The 3,954-nt window shown below is 73.0% G+C and carries 4 protein-coding genes; all 4 read left to right on the forward strand.

The window, feature by feature from the left end; all coding sequences use genetic code 11:
* On the forward strand, positions 1–507 hold a 507-nt coding region (locus tag ACWGDE_RS36860; protein ID WP_453393445.1), incomplete at its 5' end, for an NADPH-dependent F420 reductase.
* A complete protein-coding gene (locus ACWGDE_RS36865; protein ID WP_453393446.1) occupies positions 492–1,052 on the forward strand; it encodes a (2Fe-2S)-binding protein in 561 nt (186 codons plus the stop codon). The genes ACWGDE_RS36860 and ACWGDE_RS36865, both read left to right, overlap by 16 nt.
* A 5-nt stretch (positions 1,053–1,057) precedes the next feature.
* Positions 1,058–3,517, forward strand: a complete 2,460-nt coding sequence (locus tag ACWGDE_RS36870; RefSeq protein ID WP_453393447.1) for a xanthine dehydrogenase family protein molybdopterin-binding subunit — start codon at positions 1,058–1,060, stop codon at positions 3,515–3,517.
* Positions 3,514–3,954, forward strand: a 441-nt coding sequence (locus ACWGDE_RS36875; protein ID WP_453393448.1) for an FAD binding domain-containing protein, incomplete at its 3' end; no start/stop codon positions are given. The genes ACWGDE_RS36870 and ACWGDE_RS36875, both read left to right, overlap by 4 nt.

Genomic DNA, 3,954 nt, shown 5'->3' on the forward strand with positions numbered 1-3,954 from the left:
GGCCCGCGCCCGCCCGGGCGGCGCCCCGCGCCCGCGGCGCCCCCCCCGGCCCCCCCCGCGGCTCTGGCGGAGGTCCTGGTGCGGATGGTGCCCTTCGGCAGCGTCCGGGGGCTGCTCGCGCCGGACGCGCCGCGGGGCACCGTACTGGTCGACGCCACCAACGCCTTCGACGGGGACCCCGGCGTCCCCGCGACATCGGACGGGCGCGGCTCCAGCGAACTCGTCGCCGAGTGGTATCCCGGCGCACGGATCGTGAAATCCCTGAACACCATGCATTTCGAGACCCTCGCCGTGGCCGGGACGTCCGGCGGACCGCGTCTGGCCCATTTCACGGCGGGCGACGACGGAAAAGCGAAGGAAATCGTCGCGGGAATCATCGCGGATCTCGGATTCGCCCCCGTCGACACCGGCCCGCTGCACTCCGGAGGAATTCTCCAGCAGCCCGGCGGGCCCCTCTTCAACCGGCCGCTCACGGAAGCGCAGGCGCTGGCATGGACCTCACACTGAACGTGAACGGAAGACCGGAGCGGTTCGCGGCGCAGCCGAACGAACTGCTCGTGGAACGGCTCCGCGACGGCCTCGCACTGACCGGCACCAAGGTCGGCTGCGACACCGGCCAGTGCGGCTCCTGCGTCGTCCGGCTCGACGGCAAGTCCGTCAAGAGCTGCCTGATCCTCACCGCCGCGGCCGCCGGCTCAGAGGTGACCACCATCGAGGGCGTCACCGCGCGCGGCGGCGAACTCAGCGGCCTCCAGGAGGCCCTGCGCCAGGAGCACGGCACCCAGTGCGGCTTCTGCACCCCCGGCATGGTCATGGCGCTCGGCGAACTCGTCGCGACCGACGCCGACCAGGCCGCCGCCGGCCGCGAAGCACCCACCGAGCCCGAGATCCGCGAGTGGCTCACCGGCAACCTGTGCCGCTGCACCGGCTACCACAGCGTCGTACGCGGAGTGCAGCGCGCCTGCGCGGCCGCCCGGGCCGAGGCGCCCGCGGAAGCCCCCGCCGGAGCCCCCGCCGAAGACGCCGCCGCAGCCGCCGGACAGGAGGCGTGAGGGACATGACCACAGTGACGGGGGAGAGCTCCCTCCAGGAAGCACCGGCCGCACCGGACCGGGACACCGTCCCGACGGACCCGCCGGTCCAGGGCAACGGCCTCCTCGGACAGCCGCTCGACAGCCGCGAGGATCCGCAGCTGCTGCGGGGCGAAGCCACGTACGTGGCCGACATCGACCTGCCCGGCACCGCCCACATGGCGATCCTCGGCAGCCCGGTCGCCCACGCGAGGATCCTCTCCATCGAGACCAAGGCGGCCGAGCAGCTGCCCGGCGTACTGAAGGTGGCCACCGCCGCCGACTTCGCCGACGTCATGCCGCTGCCCTGCATCTGGATACCCGGCGGGGTCGAGAGCCACTTCCCGCCCCACCCCTACGGACTTCCCGGCGCCCGCCCCGTGCTGACCGGCGACACCGTGCGCCACGTCGGCGACCCCATCGCCGTCGTCGTCGCCGAGACCCCGCGCCAGGCCGCCGCCGCGCTCGCCGCCATCGCCGTCGAGTACGAGCCGCTGCCCGTGGTGACCCGCGCCGACGAGGCCCTCGCCGAAGGCGCGCCCCAGCTGCACGAGGCCGTCCCGGGCAACCTGAACGCGTACTGGACCTGCGGCGACAAGGACCGCACCGACGCGGCCATCGCCGAGGCCGAGGTCACGGTCGAGCTGGACATCGTCAACCAGCGAACGATCAACAGCCCCATCGAACCGCGCGGCGCGGTCGGCGACTACGACGCCACCACCGGCGAGTACACGCTCCACGCCTCCACCCAGGGCCCGCACAACCACCGGTTCCTGCTCTCCGCGCTGGTCCTCGGCATCCCCTTCAACAAGCTCCGGGTGATCGCCCCGACCGTCGGCGGCAGCTTCGGCACCAAGGGGTACCTGTACCCCGACATGCCGCTGGTCCTGCTGATGTCCAAGGCGCTGGGCCGGCCCGTGAAATGGGTCGACACCCGCACCGGGCTGATGAACTCCACCGTCCAGGGCCGCGACCACCGCCAGCACGTGGTCCTCGCCGGCACCCGCGACGGCCGCATCACCGCGGTGCGCGCCACCAGTTACGCGAACCTCGGCGCCTACCCCTCCACGATCGGGCCCGGCGTCGCCACCGCCCTGATGGGCCGTTCCATCAGCGGCATGTACGACATCGACGCCGCCTTCTGCGAGGTCTACGCCGCCTTCACCAACACCGTCCCGCTCGGCGCCCAGCGCGGCAGCGGCCGGGCCGAGGCCGCCTTCCTGATGGAGCGGCTCGTCGACCGGTACGCCGCGGAGATCGGCATGGACCCGGCGGCCGTGCGCCGCAAGAACCTGGTCCCGAAGGAGAAGTTCCCCTACGACAACGGCCTGGGCTGGACCTACGACTCCGGGAACTATCAGCTCAACTTCGACCGGGCGATGGAGCTTTCGCAGTACGCCGACATGCCCGCCCGCAAGGCCGAGGCCCGCGCCCGCGGCAAGCGGCTCGGCGTCGGCATCGCCTCCTACGTGGCGGTCTGCGGGGTCGGCCCCTCCACCCGGATGTCCAAGGAGGGCATGCTCGGCGGTACGTGGGAGAGCGCCAACATCCGCGTCCACCCGACCGGCGAGGTCACCGTCACCGTCGGCTCGGCCTCCACCGGCCAGAGCCACGGCACCGTCTTCGCGCAGGTCGCCGCCGACGAGCTCGGCATCGACCCGGCGCAGGTCCAGGTGCACGAGGCCGACACCCAGAAGGCCCCGTACGGGCAGGGCACCTACGGCTCGCGCTCGTACAGCATGGCCGGGCCCGCCGTGGCCCTCACCGCCCGCAAGATCAAGGCCAAACTGGTCAGGGCCGGCGCCGTGTTCCTCGGCGTCCCCGAGGACAGGGTCGTCTACGCGGACGGCAAGGTCCACGAGGAGGGCAACGAGGAGAACGCCAAGACCTTCGCCGAACTCGCGATGGCCATGTGGTACGGCTGGGGACTGCCCCCCGAGATCGAACCGGCCCTCGACGAGACCACCCACTTCGACCCGCCGGACTTCAACTACCCCTTCGGTACGCACGTCGCGGTCGTCGAGATCGACGAACTGACCGGCGAGACCGAGGTGGTTGCCTACACCGCCGTCGACGACGCCGGCCACATCGGCAACCCGAAGGTGGTGCTCGGCCAGATCGAGGGCAGCATCGTGCACGGCCTGGGCCAGGCGCTCATGGAGCACGCCGAGTACGACGAGAACGGGCTGCTCGTCAGCTCCGACCTCAACCACTACGCCCTGCCGCGCGCCTTCGACGCACCCTTCTTCACCCTCGGCAAGACCACCACGCCGTCCCCGCACAACCCGCTCGGCGCCAAGGGCGCCGGCGAGATCGCCACCGTGCCGCCCGCCGCGGCCGTGGTCAACGCCGTCGTCGACGCACTCTCCGACCTGGGCGTCCGGCACATCGACATGCCCGTGACCCCCGAGAAGGTCTGGCGCCGCCTGAGAGGGGAAGCCCAGTGATCCTCGCCGACTTCGACTACGTACGGCCCGTCGGGCTCGACGAGGCCCTGACCCTGCTGGCCGGCCGCCCCGGCGCCCGGGTGCTGGCCGGCGGGCAGAGCCTGCTGCCCGGACTGCGCACCGGGGAGGAACGGGCCGCCCTGGTGGTGGACATCCGCGGGCTGGAGGAGCTGCGGGGCATCGGGCGCAGCGCCGACGGGATCCGGATCGGGGCGGCGACCACCCTCGCCGAACTGGCCGCGCACCCGCTGGTGCTCGCCGGGGCGCCCGAGCTCGCCGCCGCGGCCCGCGCCAACGGCGACCCCCAGGTCCGCAACCTCGGCACGGTCGGCGGCAACCTCCTCGCCGCCGGCCGGGCCACCGACCTGCCGGTGGCCGCCATCGCCGCGGGCGCCGTCGCCGAACTGGCCGCCCCCGCCTGGCGCGGGGCCGTGAAC

Source organism: Streptomyces sp. NPDC054956, from assembly GCF_053609185.1.